The following is a 14,682-nucleotide window of genomic DNA, read 5'->3' as shown; positions in this document are numbered from 1 at the left end:
CGGGCCGGTCAGACCGGACGCGCCTCGATGATCCAGTGCGGCGGCATGGTCTTGGTGGTGCCGACCAGCTCGAAGCCGGACGCCGAAAGGAGGCCGCGCCAGTCGCGCAGGTTGCGCTCCTTGCTGCCGAGGCTGACCGCCATCGCGATGTCCATGGCCTTGCTGAAGTGCCAGTCGTTGCCGTCGGGGACGACGGCCTCGACGATGAACACCCGCCCGTCCTTCTTGTCGCCCAGCGCGGCGCGGATGTTGCGCAGGATGGCGACGCTGTCGTCGTCGTTCCAGTCGTGCAGGATCGCCTTGAGCAGGTAGGCGTCCGGGCCGGAGGTGACCGACTCGAAGAAGTCGCCGACCACGCACTCGGTGCGGTCGGCCACGCCGTACTGCTCCAGCACCTCCGCGGCGCCGGTGATCGCCGATGCCTGGTCGAACAGCAGGCCCCTGGCGTCGGGGTTCTTGCTGAGGATTGCCGCCAGCAGACGGCCCTGGCCGCCGCCGACGTCGGCGATGTGGCCGAACCGGCTGAAGTCGTAGGAGTCGGCGACCTGGGCGGCCATGTTGCTGGTGCCGGTCATGGCCCTGTGGAACACCTCGGCGTACTCCGGGTGCTCCTCCATGTACTCGAACCAGCCTTTGCCGCCGCGCACCTTCGGCCCGGTGGACTCGCCGGTGCGCAGCGTCTCCACCGCGTACCCGAAGCAGTTCCAGATGCTCTCCTCGCCGTACAGCCAGGCCAGGTAGCGCAGCGAGCCGGGCACGTCGCTGCGCAGGTACTCACCGGTCCCGGTCAGCTCGAAACGGCCGTCGGGCAGCTCGGCGAAGATGCCGACCGAGGCGGCGGCGCGCAGGAACCGGTACAGCATGCCCGGGTCGGTCCCGGTCGCCCCGGCGAGGTGCTCGACCGTCCGCGGCCCGTCGGCCATGTGGTCGGCCACGCCGACCTGGGCCAGGACGCAGACCGTCGAGGAGATCATCTTTCCGGCCAGCACCGTCAGCAGGTGGTGCTGCGGGCCGCCGGACCCGAAGGTGGGTCCGGCCGGCTGCTGGTCGACCACGAGGCTCGACGTCATGGGTCCTCCGATTCTCAGGCCGCGGCCGACGGGCGCGTCGGCGGGGGCGGGTCACAGCGCCGATGTTCCCGCCGCCCGCTAGAGCCGCGCTCCAGCGCGCGTCGAAGGCCGGGCCGGGCCGCGCCAGCCCGCGTCGAGCGCCGCTTCAGCCCGGGGCCGGATCGTGCCTGCCATGACCGTTGTCCTGAGTGTGTTCGTCGTCGTCGGCGGCGGCCTGCTGGCGGGTGTGCTGTTCGCGGTGGCCCTCAGCGTGGTCCCGGCGTTCCTGGCGATGGCCCCGGCGGAGTACGTTCGCGTCCACCAGCTGGTGGGCCGTCACTTCGACAAGGTGATGCCGCCGCTGGTGCTCGCCTGCACCGCCGCCGACCTGGTGCTGTTCGCCGCCGCGCCGGCCTCGCCGTACCGGCCGCTGTTCGCGACGGCGGCGGCGCTGCAGCTGGGGGTCTCGGCGGTCTCGCAGTTCGGCAACGTGCCGATCAACCGGGCGGTCAAGCGGCTGTCGCCGGCGGCGATGCCCGCCGGCTGGCGGGACCCGCGGCCGCGCTGGCGCGCCTGGCACCTGACGCGCACCGCCATGGCCGTCCTGGCCAGCCTCGCCAACGTCTGTGCCGTCGTCCTGGCCGGCTAGTGCCCGGGCCCAACCGAAAAGGAGCTCCTCATGAGTCAGTCCTCCGGCGCCGTCCTGGGGCCCTCGGCGATCGACGTCAAGCGGCTCAGCAACGCGTTCTGCCATGCCAAACTGCTGCTGACCGCCGGCGAGCTCGGGGTGTTCGCCGACCTGGAGGAGCACGGCCCCTCCACCCGCGACGAGCTCGGCGCCCGCGTCGGGCTGCACCCGCGGGCCGCCCGCGACTTCCTGCACGGCCTGGTCCTGCTCGGCCTGCTGGAGCTGGACGGCGACCGCTACCGCAACAGCGCCACCGCCTCGGCCACGCTGGTGCCCGGCCGCCCCGACTACATCGGCGGTTTCCTCTACCGCGCCAACCACATGCTCTACCCGGCCTGGGGCCGGCTGACCGAGGCCCTGACCACCGGCCGGCCGCAGACCGCCGGGGCCGCCGACGACGGGGCGTTCCTGCGCATGCTGTCCGACCCCGCCCAGCGCGAGCAGTACCTGCGGATGATGGACTCGGCCAACAGCCTGGTCGCGCCGTACCTGATCGAGCGGTTCGACTGGCCGGCCCACCGCCGGGTGCTGGACGTGGGCGGCTGCCGGGGCAACCTGGGCGCCCGGCTCATGCTGGCCCACCCGCACCTGACGGCCGGGGTGTTCGACCTGCCGCCGCTGGCCGGCCCGCACGCCGAGCACGCCGAGCGGCTCGGCGTGGCCGACCGGGCCTGGTTCCGCGCCGGTGACTTCTTCGCCGACGAGCTGCCCTCCAGCGAGGTCGTCATCCTCGGCCACGTGCTGCACAACTGGTCGCCCGAGCAGCGCGCCTACCTGATCGACAAGGCCTACCGCGCGGTGACCCCCGGCGGCGCCCTGCTGATCTACGACGCGATGCTCCCGCAGGAGCCCGCCGACCTCGCCCGGATCCTGATCAGCCTCAACATGCTGCTGGTCACCGAGGGCGGCTCGGAGTACACCGCCCAGGAGTGCCTGGGCTGGCTGGTCGCCGCCGGGTGCACCGACACCGAGGTCCGGCCGCTGGGCGGCACCGACACCCTCGTGATCGGCCGCAAACCGATCTGACGCGGGCACGCGGCACCTCGTCGCCCCGCGCCCCACGCGGCCGGCCGCCCGCTGCGCGTCCCCTTCCCCGCGACACCGCGCACCCCCCTTCTCGCACCACCTGAAAGGCACCCCCCGATGACCGCTGCCGACCTCATCACCCCGCCCGGCTCACGGCTCGGCCGCCGCCGGTTCCTGACCGTCGCCGGGACCGGCCTCGCCGGCGCGCTGCTGCTGCCGTCCGCCCCCGCCCGCGCCGCCGCCACCGGCACCGAGGACCCGCGCACCCACTTCTTCGACGTGGAGGGCTCCTTCAACATCCGCGACATCGGCTGGTACTCCAACCGGCTGGGCCGTCGCGTCAAGCGCGGCGTGGTCTGGCGCGGCGCCGGGCTGGGCCGGGTGACCGACCTGGGCCTGACCCAGCTGGCCACCCTCGGCCTCACCTGGGACATCAACATGCTCAGCAACCGTGAGCTGGCCGCCGGCCGGCCCGACCGGCTGCCCGAGGGCGTCCAGCTGTTCAGCGCCCCCGTCGGCGACGACTCCGCCAACCCCATGCCGCCGACGATCGACACCACCAGGCCGGACGCCTACGTGCTGCAGGAGTTCCGCGAGTACGTCACCAGCCCGCAGTCCCAGGCGTCCTTCGGCGCGGCCATCCGCAAGATCGCCGGGAACGGCGGCAGGCCGGTCTACATCCACTGCAACTCCGGCACCTACCGCACCGGCTGGACCGTCGCGCTGCTGATGAGCCTCCTGGGCGTCGACCGCGCGCAGATCGACACCGAGTTCCTGCTCAGCAACCTGACCTTCGGCGTGAACTACGCCTGGCCGGAGTACCTGGACGCCGGCATCGACCAGGCCAGGACCACCTTCGGCTCGCTGGCCGGCTACCTCGCCCGCGGCCTGGGCGTCGACGCCGCCACCGTCCACAACCTGCGCAGGACCTTGCTGGCCTGACCCGCCGGGTCCGCCCGCGCGGCGGACCGGGTACGGCGGGCCGCCCGTCCCATCCGGTCCGTCGCTCACCCCGCCCCGCCGCTCACCCCGTCCGGTCCCGCCGCTCACTCCGTCCGGCCCGCCGCGCGGCCCGCCGTACCCGGTCCGACCCACCGACGCCGCCCGCCGCCTGCGGTGGACGGCTCCGCCCCCGCCAAAAGCAGGTGAACCCCGTGACCATCACCGCTGATCCCGGTACGGCGCTGCTCACGCCGCCCATCCCGGCCCCCGCCTCCGTCCCCGCCACCTTGACCGTCCCCGCCGCCTCGGCCGTTCCCGCCACCGACCGCCGTGACCCCCTCGTACGGCTCGGCGCCGTGGTCGACCCCGGCTCGCTGCGCGTCGTCCCGGCGGACGCCGGCTCGGGCGCGCTGTGGGGCCGCGGCGCCGTCGAGGGCCGCCCGGTCGTCGTGTACGCCACCGACGCCCGGGTCATGGGCGGCGCCATGGGCGAGGACGGCTGCCGGCAGATCGTCGACGCCATCGACGCCGCGGTGCGCGGCCAGGTCCCCGTGATCGGCGTCTGGCACTCCGGCGGCGCCCGCCTGGCCGAGGGCGTGGCGGCGCTGGACGCCGTCGGCCGGGTCTTCGCCGCGATGGTGCGCGCCTCGGGGAAGGTGCCGCAGATCTCGGTGGTCCTCGGCCCGGCCGCCGGCGGCGCCGCCTACGGCCCGGCGCTCACCGACATCGTCATCATGAGCGACGCCGGGCGCGTCTTCGTCACCGGTCCCGACATCGTGCGCAGCGTCACCGGCGAGGACGTCGACATGGAGAGCCTCGGCGGCCCCGACGCCCACGGCCGTCGCTCCGGGGTCGCACACGTCACGACGGGCGGCGAGGAGGAGGCCGTCGCCGTCGCGCGCCGCCTGGCCGCCCTGCTGGGCGGCCAGGGGATACCGGAGCCGGACGGCATCGGCCGCCAGCCGGAGCTGGCCGGCTTGCTGCCCGAGCGGGCCAACCGCGCCTACGACGTCAAGCCGCTGGTGGGCAAGGTCCTCGACGCCGGCTCGTTCGTGGAGCTGCACGCCAGGTGGGCGCCCAACGTCGTCGTCGGCCTGGGCCGGCTCGCGGGCCGTACCGTCGGCGTCGTCGCCAACAACCCGCTGCGGCTGGCGGGTTGCCTGGACTCCGCCTCCGCCGAGAAGGCCGCCCGGTTCGTGCGCATGTGCGATGCCTTCGGGGTGCCGCTGGTGGTGCTCGTCGACGTCCCCGGCTACCTGCCCGGCGTCAACCAGGAGTGGAACGGCGTGGTCCGCCGCGGCGCCAAGCTGCTGCACGCCTTCGCCGAGGCCAGCGTGCCCCGCGTCACGCTGGTCGTCCGCAAGTCCTACGGCGGCGCCTACATCGCGATGAACTCCCGCGCCCTGGGCGCCACCGCCGTCTACGCCTGGCCGTCGGCGGAGGTGGCGGTGATGGGCGCCGAGGCCGCGGTCAACCTGCTGCACCGGCGGGCGCTGGCCGCGGCACCCGACGACGAGCGCGACGCGCTGCGCGCCCGCCTGGTGGCCGAGCACGTCGCGTTGGCCGGCGGTGTCGGCCGGGCCCGCGACATCGGCGTGGTCGACGAGATCATCGATCCGGCCGACACCCGCCGTCGCCTGGCCGAGGCGCTGGCCGCCGCACCCGCCGCCCGGGGCCGCCACGGCAACATCCCGCTCTGAACCGTCCTTCCCCGCGGTCCGTTCTTCCCCGCGGTCCGTTCTTCCCCGCGGTCCGGCGGGACGCCGGGTCGGACCTCGCCGGGAGACACCCGCCCGCATCGTCACCGTCAGTCGTCGATGGCCTGGTAGAGCGTGGTCCAGAAGTCGTGGACGAGCCGCATCGAGTCCGGGGTGGACGCTCCGACCTGGGTGAGCAGGATTCCGATGAGCCGGTTGGCCGGGTCGGCGTAGCTCGCGGTGCCGCTTCCGCCGTCCCAGCCGAACTGGCCGATGGGCGCGTAGTCACCGCGGTAGGTGCGCACCGCCATCCCGAAGCCCCAGCCGCCGTGCTGGCCCTGGCCGTGCGAGATGTGGACGTTCTCGGTGGCCATGGCCTTGCGGGCGGCGTTCTGCTCGGGCGTGAGACGGTCGGTGGTCATCAGCTCGACGGCGGGCCGGGACAGGATCCGCTCACCGCCGTGCTTCCCGCCGTTCAGCAGCATCCGGAAGTAGGCGTGGTAGTCGTCGGCGGTGGAGACCAGTCCGCCGCCGCCGCCCGCGAACGCCGGAGGCCGGCTCCACCGTCCCCCCTCGGCCTCGTCCCACACGAGGAACTCCCCGGTCTGCGGGTCGGGGGCGTAGAGGGTCGGCAACCGGTCGATCTGATCGGCGGGCACGTGGAAACCGGTGTCCTTCATGCCCAGCGGGTCGAAGACACGCTCGCGCAGGAACGTCTCGAACGGCCGGCCCGTGACCCTGGCGACGAGCACACCGAGGAGGTCGTTGCTGATGTGGTACTGCCAGCGCTCCCCGGGCTGGTGCATCAGCGGAAGCTCGCCCAGGCGGCGCATCCACTCGTCCGGCTCGGGCACCGGCACCGGCAGGTTGGGGGTGAGCCCCTGCTCGAAGACCGCGTTCATGATCGGCGTGCCCAGTGACGTCATGTCCATGCCGAGCCCGAAGGTGGAGGTCAGCAGGTCCCGGACGGTGATCGGCCGCCGTGCCGGCACGGTGTCGTCCAGCGGGCCGTCGAATCGCTTGAGCACCCGCCGGTCGGCGAGTTCCGGCAGCCACTCCTGCACCGTGTCGTCCAGCCGCAGCCTGCACTCGTCCAGCAGCACCATCGCCGCCGCGACCGAGACCGGCTTGGACGTCGAGGCCATCCGGAAGATCGTGTCCCGGCTCATCGGCGCGCCACCGTCGTGACGCATCGTCCCGATCGCTTCGACGTGCGTCTCCTCGCCCCGGCTGAACAGGGCGACGAGCCCGGGGATCCTCCCCGACTCGACATGCCGGGTCAGCACGTCACGCAGCCTGTGCAGCCCCGTCGCCGAGAAGCCGCCGTTGCCCTGTTCCATCATGAATCTCCTTGCGTACAGCGTTCGATCCGCCGGACCCGCCCCGGTCCGGCGCTCGTGGGTTCGACGGGCGACGCGCGGGGTGGGAGGTGAGTTCGGTCATGGGGACTCCCTCCGCGGCGTCACGGGTGCCCGCCTGCGTTCGGAAATCTCTGAACGCAGGCGACACTACATTGCGTTTACGAATCTATCAACATGATGGATGGGCCAGTTACGCCTGGTATATAGAGATGAATGAGCCGTTCATTGCAATGAGCGTGAAGTCGAACGCAACGGAGGGCCGAGCGCCCATTGCAATGACCTACGAGTGAATGCATACTGTGCAGCGAGCGCGCGGGCGCCGAGCCCCACGCGTGCCGGCAGATGGGAGACGACCACCGATGCCCGGAGGCAGGCTCACCGATGAGGACCGCCGGCGCATCGCCGCGGGACTGGCCGAGGGACTCGGATACGCGGAGATCGGCCGGCGCCTGGGACGACCCGCCTCGACCGTCATGCGGGAGGTCACCCGCAACGGCGGCCCCGACGGCTACGGAGCGGACCAGGCGCACGAGGCCACCCGGCACCGCGCGCGCCGCCACAGGCAGGCCCGGCCTCCGGCCCCGCCGGTCCCCGACGACGGTCACGGGCGCGACCCCCGGGAGGTGCGGGACTTCACGGAGTCCTTCACCACCCTCCTCGTCCAGCAGGGGCTGCCCCGGATGGAGGCCAGGGTGCTGGCCTGCCTGTACATCACCGACTCCGGCGCTCTCACCGCCGCCGACCTGGTCCAGCGACTTCAGGTCAGCCCGGCGTCGGTCTCGCACGCCGTCGCCTTCCTCGAACAGCAGGGCATGCTCACCCGGGAACGGGTTCCCGGCACACGGCGCGAACGCTACGTCATCGACGACGAGGTCTGGCTCCGGACCATGCTCGCCTCTCTGCAGATGAACGACGCCCTGGTGGCCGCGTCGAAGCGCGGAGCCGAGATCCTCGGGGCCGCGACCCCGGCGGGTGCCCGCTTCGAGTCCTCCGCCGAGCTCCTCCTCCTCGTAAGCGAGGCGTTCCAGCAGGTCGTGGAGCGATGGCGGCAGAACCAGGCCGCCCGGAACGCCCGGTGACCGGACACGCGGACCACACGGGACGAACCCGCCCGCCCGGCCGGGAAGACGAACGGGTGGCCGACGGGCGACCGGCGACACTCTGACGAGCCGGCCTCGTCATGAAGCCCGGGCCGGCCTCGTCGTGAAGCCCGGGCCCTCCTCGGTCGCCCCCGGGGAGGGCCCGGGCGGCGTCACCCCGGCGGCACGCCGCCGGCGCTCAGCCGCGATGTACGGCCCGCAACCCGGTTGCGCCCCTTACTTCGCTTTCGCCCGCAACGCAACTTCGGCGTTGACAGGAAGTTGATATCGGCGGGCAGCTTGCTGAAACGGCTTTTTCTGGAATGTCCCCCGCGAATGGCGCAAAGTTGTTCTTGCAAGGGCGAGCGATCGCCGGAGAAAAACAGGGAAAAGCCAGAGAAGGCAAGAGAGAGAAGGAGCAAGAAATGCAGAAGAAGACCGGTCTTTTCGCCAAGCTGGGTGTCGCCGCCGCGGTCGCGGTCGGTGGTATGGCCCTGGTGTCGCAGCCGTCGGCCTTCGCCGCCGCCTCCGGTTTCTCGGTGACGCCGGCCACCGGCCTGTCGGACGGCGCCTCGGTCACCGCCTCGGTCACCGGCGCCGCAGCCGGGGACCAGGTCACCATCCTCCAGTGCGCCACCGTGAACGACCAGCTGGCCTGCAACCCGGCGACGGTGAAGACGGTGACCGTGGACGGTGCCGGCTCGGCGAGCGTCCCGTTCGTGGTCCGCAAGAGCTTCCAGGCCTCCACGCCCGAGGGGGCGGCGGCCGGCTCCGTGGACTGCTCGGTCACCGCCTGCTACGTCAGTGCCGGAAACCCCAAGGGCCTCCTGGGGTCCACGCAGCTGTCCTTCCGCTGACCTCCGCCAGCCCGGCGTTTCCCGCCTGAGGGGAAACGGCCCGGCGGAAAAGAACCAGCGACCGGAAGAACATTTCACTGAATAACTTCACTGTTGCCGGTAAATGAGCCAGAAAGGAGTCCGGACGCGAAAACGAAGGCCGCCGGGAGTGCCCCCGGCGGCCTTCGCGCTCGCGCCGTGCCTCCCTCGGGTCCTCGATGTCCTCCACCTGTACGTCCCCCGGAGCGTGCAGAACGGTGGCGCGCATGACGGTCTTTCCTCCTGCCGGACTCTCAAATCCGCCGGTCTACCGACCGACCGGCCGGCCGCCCGTCGGCGGGCCCGGTTCCCGGGCGCACCCGGTCACGACCGGTCAGGACAGGAACCACCCATCGAACGCGCCGGTCAAACCGAGGGGAAGGCGATCACGATGTCCCTGCCGTTGGCGTAGCTGACCACGGGCCTTCCCAGCGCTTCGCCCACCCTGCGGGCCACACGCTGGAACAGCTCCACCATGTCCGGGGTCTCGGCGGTCACCCGGAACCGCCCGCTCGCCAGGAGGTGCTCGGTGACGAGGGGGGAGAAGGCCAGCTCGCTCCGGGCCATCTCGTCCGCGTCGAGCGGGGTGTGCCGGGGGGCGGACCGGGTGGCGGGGGAGTGGGAGGTCATCGTTTCTCTCCTCGTGATCGACGTCGCCCCTCAGGATGCCACCCGCGTCGCGGTCCCGGGCCGCCGCCGGAGAATCGGTGACCGCCCGGGAACCGCCGGCCGGTCACGGCACTAGGCGGGGCCCGCGTCGCTCCGGGGCGCCGATCCCGCGTACCGGCGGACGATCGGCTCCAGGTAGTCCACCTGCGTCCCACCGAGCCGGGCCAGCTCGGCAGGGGAGCGGACCAGGGCGATCCGGTCCAGTTCCGGCTCCCGGCCCAGCGCCGTCTCCGACGCCACCAGGGCCGCGAACCGCTCACGCAGCAGCGGCTCCGGCCGGGGCGGCGCGAGGAACAGGACGCCGACGTCGCCCTCCTCGCCGTGGACGATGGACCGCAGGGTCATCTCGTCCGGCGCCGTGTCCAGGCCCGTCTCCTCGGCCAGTTCCCGGGCGGCGTGCCGGGCGAGCGCGGCCGTGTCGAGGGATCCGGAGTCCTCGGGCGGTTCGGCCGACCCGCCCGGCGGCTGCCAGCGGCCGGGAGCGGCGGTCGACGACGACATCCGTCCCACCAGCAGCCGCCCGTCGTCCGTCGGCTGCGCGATGCTGACGAAGAGGGGCGGCAGCCGCGCGGTGGCGCCCGGGACCAGGCGCAGGGCGTAGCGCCGGTAGGTGATCCTCGCCCAGGTCAGGACCGCGCTGCGCGGCCCCTCCCACTCCAGTCCCGCCGAGGCGGCCACCGGCCCGTCGAAGAAGCTCGGGTTGGCCCGGACCGCCTCGTCCCACGCGCGGTCCATGGCCGCCCGCTCCCCGGGCGGCACCGGGGGCGCGGGGATCTCGACCAGACGGAGACGGTGCACATCCAGGAGTGCGACGCCGCGCCGCGGCGATGGCTCGGTCACCCGCACAATGCTGGCACACGAGGTTCCGTCCCTCCGGCGGTTTCCCCCCGGAGGGCGACGACGGGCGGCGGGCGCGGTGGCCCGGCCGTCCCTCCCCGGCCCGGGGCCCCGGCGAGGCGCGCGACCCGGGCAGGGCTCCGCCCCGGGAAGCCCCTGCCGTACGGGCCAGGTCCGCGCCTTGTCGCGCGCCGCGCCCCGTCTCAGGCGCGCCAGCCGCCCTCGTCCACCCCGCCCGGCACCTCGGCCGCCGGGTCGTAGGGGGTGCGGGTGAAGACGAAGGTGTTGAGATCGAGGTGGCTGACCGAGCCGTCCGCGCGGCGCACCAGCCGCAGCGTCTCCCCGGTGTAGTAGCCGTCCAGGCCGATCCAGGTGCCGTCGGCGCGGGCGGTGAACCGCGAGGCCCGGCCGGTGCCGCCGATCGGTGACAGCGACAGGTCCCGGCCGCCCAGCAGGCGCAGCGCGTAGGCGGCCGGCCCCCAGTACCACGGACCGGTCAGCTCCAGCAGGGCGGGATCGACGGCGGCCGGCTCCCACTCGGCGGGCAGGCGCGGCTCGTGCTCGTCGAGGATGGCCAGCAGGTCCGTCGTCAGGGCCCGGCTGGCCCCGGAGGTGGCGTTGGTCAGGAACAGCACGCCGGTCGCGTCGCCGGGATCGGCCCACACCGAGGCCAGGAAGCCCGGCATGGAGCCGCCGTGACCGGCCAGGCGGCGGCCTCCCACGCGGGCCAACTGCAGGCCCAGGCCGAAGCCGCTGGTCCAGGCTTCGCCGTCGTCGACGGTCGCCGGCTCGCGCATCTCGGCCAGGGTGTCGGCGCTCAGCACGTCACCGGTGTCGCCGGCCAGGAACGCCGCCCACCGGGCGAGGTCGGCGGGGGTGGACCACATCTGCCCGGCCGGGGCCAGGGCCCCCGCGTCGTGCTCGGGCTCGGGCAGCAGCACATCGGCCCACGGGTGGACGGCGTAGCCGGTCGCGTGCGGGGCGCGGGGCCGGGGCGTGGTGTCGCGCATGCCCAGCGGCTCCAGGACCTCGTCCCGTACGGCCCGCGCCCAGTCCGTCCCCCGGTGCCGGGCGACCATCTCGCCCAGCAGGGCGAAGCCGAGGTTGGAGTAGTGGAAGAGGCGGCCGGGGCGGTGCCGGGCGGTCTCCGGGCCGAGCAGGGCCAGCAGTTCCTCCACCGGCATGCCGGGGGTGCGCTCCCACCACTGGCCGGGCGGCTCGGCGGTCAGCCCGGCGGTGTGCGACAGCAGCTGGGCGATGCTCACCTCGCCCACCGAGGTGCCGGGGACGTGCTTGCCGATCGGGTCGAGCAGGGCGATCCGGCCCTCGTCGCGCAGCCGCATGACGACGACGGCGACCATGCTCTTGGTGATGGAGCCGATGCGGTACTGGGTGGCCTCGGTGGGCGCGGCGCCGTCCACCCGGCCGCGGGAGCCGAACCAGACCGGGCGCCCGTCGCGCACCACGACCGCCGCCAGCGACGGCAGCCGCGAGCCGGCCTGCTCCTGCGCGATCCTGCGCAGCAGGGCGCGGGCCGTACCCTCCAGAACCGGTGCCACCATCTGCTCCTTCACATGTCCTGACGCTGATGAGGTCCCAGGCTAGGCCATACGAGCCCGCTGTCCCGCCGGGACCTCCAAGGCCGGGGCGCGGCGTGTGACGGCGGATTCATGCGGGGCGCCGGAAACCCGCGCATCGGCTCAGGGGGTCAGCCGAAACCGCCCCCGGTAGGCGGTGGGGGTCAGCCCGGTGCGCCGGTGCAGGGTGGCCTGGCTGACCGCCGCGCGCCCGGCGAGGTCGGCCACGGTCAGCGGCCGGTCCAGGCGCCGCCGGGCCCAGGCCAGCACCGGCGCCAGGGAGGTGTCCGGTACGGCGGGCACGGACCGTTCGACGAACTGCCGCTGGCCGCCGTCGCGGTGGGCGGCGAAGACCAGGCGCCGGTGCAGAAGCTCACCAGGCGGGCGCCTCGCGCGGCGGCCCGCCGTACGGCCGCCGGCACCGCCGGGTCCGGCCTGGTCAGCGGGTCGGGCCGGTTGGGCGCGATCAGGGTGTCGGCATCGTCGGCGGCATCGAGCCCGGGGATGTCCGACAGCGTGAAGAACCCGTTGTGCATGGGCACGGACGGTGCCGCGGCGCACAGCGTGAAGTCGTACCAGGGCCGCTCCAACTCCGGCCGGCGCAGCCCGAACAGCTCGGTGGCCACGCCCATCTCGAACGGGTTGGACCCCGCATCGACGATCATGACCACCCGGTGCGGTCGTCCGGCCGGTCCTTGCGAGGATTCATGCGATATATGCGATTCCTAGCACTCACCGTCGCGGGCCGCCACCGGCCACGATGGCCGCATGACACCTGAACCCATCGGTCTGGGGGCCGCGCTGGCCTCCTTCGACCGGCTCTGGAGCCCCCGGATCGTCACCCGGGTCAACGACTACGACGTGCGGGTGGCCAAGGTGGCCGGTGAGCACGTCTGGCACGCCCACGACGACACCGACGAGTTCTTCCTCGTCCTGGAGGGCGAGCTGCGCATCGCCCTGCGTGACGGCGGGCTCGGCCCGGACGGCTCCGGGGCGGACGGCTCCGGGGTGCGCGGCGAGCGCGTCGTGGTCCTGCCCAGGGGCTCGGTGTTCGTCGTCCCGCACGGCGTCGAGCACCGGCCGTCCTCAGACGGCGGCGCCTCGATCCTGATGTTCGAGCCGTCGGGCACCTTGAGCGTCGGGGACCGGCACGAGGAGGTTCCCGCCCACGTCGACGCCACCACCGGTCACGCGCTCGGCTGACGCCGCGCCGTCCCGGCCCGCCCTGCCAGGGCTACCCCGGCAGGGCGGCATCGGCCTCCGGGGGCGGCAGCACCCCGGCCCGCCGCAGACCGTCACGGGCCGCCGCGATGGCCTCGGGGGTGGTGGCGAAGACACGCCCGGCCTCGTCGAGGCCGGCGATGGCGCCCAGTGCCCGCAGCGGCTGGTGGTGGCCGTCGCGGATACCGGAGACGTAGACGGTGACGCCGCGGCGCTGCAGCCGCCGGACGGCGTCGCCGAGGACCAGGGCGCCGCTGGCGTCGACGGCGGTCACCCGGGACATGCGCAGGATCACCACGGAGACGTCGGCGAGCTCCGACAGCTCCAGCAGGAAGCGGTGCGCGGCGGCGAACAGCAGCGGCCCGTCCAGCCGGTAGGCGACGATGTGCTCGGCCAGCAGGGCGTGCTCCTCCTCGGTGTGGTCGCCGGGCAGGTCGGGGCGGAGCGGCATCCGGTCCAGCCGGGCGTCGCGGGCGACGGCGCGCAGGGCCAGCGCCCCGGCGACGACCAGGCCGATGATGACGGCCTGGACGAGGTCCAGCGCCAGGGTCGCGGCGGCGGTCAGGAGGAGGACCGCGGCGTCGCCCCGGGTGGAGCGGAGCATCGCCGCGACCGATCCGGCCTCCACCATCCGGAAGGCGGTGGCCAGCAGCACCCCGGCGAGTGCGGCCAGCGGGATCCGGGAGACCAGGCCGGAGGCGGTGAAGACGATCACGGCCAGGATGCCCGCGTGGGCCAGGGCGGCCAGTCTGGATCCCGCGCCGGAGCGGACGTTGACCGCGGTACGGGCGATCGCCCCGGTGGCCGGGACGCCGCCGAACAGCGGGGCGGCGAGGTTGGCGAGTCCCTGGCCGAACAGCTCCCGGTCCGGGTCGTGGCGGTGACCGACGCTCATTCCGTCGGCGACGGCGGCCGACAGCAGCGACTCCAGCGCGGCCAGCGCGGCGACCGCGACCGCCGGGGCGAGCAGCGATGGCACCGCGGTCACGTCCAGAAAGGCCAGGGAGGGAGCGGGCAGCCCGGCGGGCAGGTCGCCGATCCGGGCGACCGGCAGGCCGGCCAGCTCGGCGGCGGCGGTGGCGGCGGCGACGGCCAGCACGGAGAAGGGCACGGCGGGCCGCCACCGGGCGCCCGCCAGCATCGACACGGCCACCGCGACGGCGACGGTCGGGGCCTGCCAGCCCGGGTGGGCGAGGAAGTCACGCGCGGCGTTCCAGGCCACGGCGGTGACCTTGTCGCCGTCCGGGACCGGCACGCCGAGGGCGGCGGGCACCTGCTGCAGGCCGATCACGCAGGCGATGCCGACGGTGAAGCCCTCCACCACCGGAGCCGGCACCAGGGCCATGTACCTGCCCGCGCGGCCCAGCGCCAGCGCGACCAGCAGCAGCCCGGCCAGCACGCCGACGGTCAGCACGCCCGAGGCGCCGTGCTCGTGCATGATCGGCACCAGCACGACCGTCATCGCGCCGGTGGGGCCCGACACCTGCAGGCCGGAGCCGCCGAACAGCGCCGCCAGCGCCCCGGCGACGACGGCGGTGGCCAGTCCGGCCTCGGCGCCCATTCCCGAGGAGATGCCGAACCCCAGCGCCAGGGGCAGCGCGACGATCGCCACGGTGAGCCCGGCCAGCAGGTCGCGGCGGGGGCGGCGGCCCATCGCGGCC

The 14,682-nt window shown here is 73.9% G+C and carries 15 protein-coding genes; 7 read left to right on the top strand and 8 right to left on the bottom strand.

Translation table 11 applies throughout. The features are described 5' to 3' along the window. Positions 1-8 precede the first annotated feature (8 nt). Complete coding sequence (locus ACQP10_RS17525) at positions 9-1,070, bottom strand: methyltransferase (RefSeq protein WP_433541731.1); 1,062 nt, start codon at positions 1,068-1,070, stop codon at positions 9-11. Between the two features lie 172 nt (positions 1,071-1,242). Between ACQP10_RS17525 and ACQP10_RS17520 the strand changes: the two genes are divergently transcribed. From ACQP10_RS17520 to ACQP10_RS17505, 4 genes are all read left to right on the top strand, one after another. Next, complete coding sequence (locus tag ACQP10_RS17520) at positions 1,243-1,698, top strand: DUF1772 domain-containing protein (RefSeq protein WP_346021664.1); 456 nt, start codon at positions 1,243-1,245, stop codon at positions 1,696-1,698. 30 nt (positions 1,699-1,728) lie between these two features. Further along, positions 1,729-2,763 carry a methyltransferase gene (locus ACQP10_RS17515; protein WP_346021665.1) on the top strand — a complete coding sequence of 345 codons (1,035 nt, stop codon included), beginning with the start codon at positions 1,729-1,731 and terminating at the stop codon, positions 2,761-2,763. Between the two features lie 117 nt (positions 2,764-2,880). Next, entirely contained in the window at positions 2,881-3,705 is an 825-nt protein-coding gene (locus ACQP10_RS17510; RefSeq protein WP_433541730.1) for a tyrosine-protein phosphatase, read from the top strand. Between the two features lie 287 nt (positions 3,706-3,992). Then, entirely contained in the window at positions 3,993-5,405 is a 1,413-nt protein-coding gene (locus tag ACQP10_RS17505; RefSeq protein WP_346021757.1) for an acyl-CoA carboxylase subunit beta, read from the top strand. Between the two features lie 107 nt (positions 5,406-5,512). Here the strand turns inward: ACQP10_RS17505 and ACQP10_RS17500 are convergent, their stop codons facing one another. Beyond that, positions 5,513-6,742, bottom strand: a complete 1,230-nt coding sequence (locus ACQP10_RS17500; protein ID WP_433541729.1) for a serine hydrolase domain-containing protein — start codon at positions 6,740-6,742, stop codon at positions 5,513-5,515. A 380-nt stretch (positions 6,743-7,122) separates the two neighbouring features. Between ACQP10_RS17500 and ACQP10_RS17495 the strand changes: the two genes are divergently transcribed. Together ACQP10_RS17495 and ACQP10_RS17490 are read left to right on the top strand one after the other, a co-directional pair. After that, positions 7,123-7,842, top strand: a complete 720-nt coding sequence (locus ACQP10_RS17495; protein ID WP_346021667.1) for a GbsR/MarR family transcriptional regulator — start codon at positions 7,123-7,125, stop codon at positions 7,840-7,842. A 425-nt stretch (positions 7,843-8,267) separates the two neighbouring features. Then, entirely contained in the window at positions 8,268-8,699 is a 432-nt protein-coding gene (locus ACQP10_RS17490) for an enediyne antibiotic chromoprotein (protein ID WP_346021668.1), read from the top strand. Between the two features lie 384 nt (positions 8,700-9,083). Here ACQP10_RS17490 and ACQP10_RS17485 read toward each other — a convergent pair whose 3' ends face one another. The 5 genes from ACQP10_RS17485 to ACQP10_RS17465 form a co-directional block, all read right to left on the bottom strand. Continuing rightward, on the bottom strand, positions 9,084-9,347 hold the full coding sequence (locus ACQP10_RS17485) for a hypothetical protein (RefSeq protein ID WP_346021669.1): 264 nt from the start codon (positions 9,345-9,347) through the stop codon (positions 9,084-9,086). Positions 9,348-9,458: 111 nt separating this feature from the next. Beyond that, positions 9,459-10,226, bottom strand: a complete 768-nt coding sequence (locus ACQP10_RS17480) for an NUDIX domain-containing protein (protein WP_390001735.1) — start codon at positions 10,224-10,226, stop codon at positions 9,459-9,461. 200 nt (positions 10,227-10,426) lie between these two features. Next, on the bottom strand, positions 10,427-11,785 hold the full coding sequence (locus ACQP10_RS17475) for a serine hydrolase domain-containing protein (RefSeq protein WP_179823565.1): 1,359 nt from the start codon (positions 11,783-11,785) through the stop codon (positions 10,427-10,429). A 138-nt stretch (positions 11,786-11,923) separates the two neighbouring features. Then, positions 11,924-12,070: a hypothetical protein gene (locus ACQP10_RS17470; protein WP_433541728.1), complete on the bottom strand. Its 147-nt coding sequence runs from the start codon at positions 12,068-12,070 to the stop codon at positions 11,924-11,926. Next, complete coding sequence (locus tag ACQP10_RS17465) at positions 12,031-12,465, bottom strand: hypothetical protein (RefSeq protein ID WP_433541727.1); 435 nt, start codon at positions 12,463-12,465, stop codon at positions 12,031-12,033. Before ACQP10_RS17465 ends, ACQP10_RS17470 begins: the two co-directional genes overlap by 40 nt. A 103-nt stretch (positions 12,466-12,568) precedes the next feature. On the opposite strand from ACQP10_RS17465, the gene ACQP10_RS17460 reads away from it, so the two are divergent. After that, the gene (locus ACQP10_RS17460) at positions 12,569-13,003 is read left to right on the top strand and encodes a cupin domain-containing protein (protein ID WP_390001733.1); all 435 of its coding nucleotides are present in this window, start codon (positions 12,569-12,571) and stop codon (positions 13,001-13,003) included. Positions 13,004-13,034: 31 nt separating this feature from the next. Here the strand turns inward: ACQP10_RS17460 and ACQP10_RS17455 are convergent, their stop codons facing one another. Beyond that, complete coding sequence (locus ACQP10_RS17455) at positions 13,035-14,675, bottom strand: SulP family inorganic anion transporter (protein ID WP_390001808.1); 1,641 nt, start codon at positions 14,673-14,675, stop codon at positions 13,035-13,037. Between the last annotated feature and the right edge of the window lie 7 nt (positions 14,676-14,682).

This window comes from Streptosporangium sandarakinum (assembly GCF_050942225.1).
Taxonomy (GTDB): Bacteria; Actinomycetota; Actinomycetes; order Streptosporangiales; family Streptosporangiaceae; genus Streptosporangium; species Streptosporangium nondiastaticum.
The sequence above is the reverse complement of the archived record's forward strand: the minus strand, read 5'-3'. Positions and strand labels throughout refer to the sequence as shown.